The organism is Polaromonas sp. P1_G1 (genome assembly GCF_056405595.1).
In genome coordinates, this window is the sequence record NZ_JBFUBU010000323.1 from 1 (window position 1) to 353 (window position 353).

1 protein-coding gene is annotated in these 353 nt (G+C 63.5%); it reads left to right on the forward strand.

Features of this window, described 5'->3' with window-relative positions:
• Positions 1-22: 22 nt before the first annotated feature.
• The coding region (locus AC1D1Y_RS27045; protein ID WP_477685045.1) for a nitroreductase family protein at positions 23-353 on the forward strand (331 nt) is incomplete at its 3' end.

Sequence of the window (353 nt, forward strand, 5' to 3'; positions counted from 1 at the left end):
AAAAAGTACTGGAGACCCTTGTATGACCGCTTCCGTGGTGGACCACGCCATTACTTCGCGCATGTCGGCGCGGGCCTTTACCCCGCAGACCGTGGCACGCGTGGACATCGAGGCCATTTTGGAAGTGGCCAGCCGCGCCCCCAGTGGCACCAATTGCCAACCCTGGAAGGTGTACGTATTGCAGGGTGCCAGCCGCAACGGTTTGGTGGAGCAGGTGTGCACGGCGCACGACGCCATCCGCGCCAACCCTGCGCTGGCGGCCGAATACCAGGAGGCCTACGACTACTACCCGACGCAGTGGGTCAGCCCCTACATAGACCGGCGCCGGGAAAATGGTTGGGGCCTGTATGGCC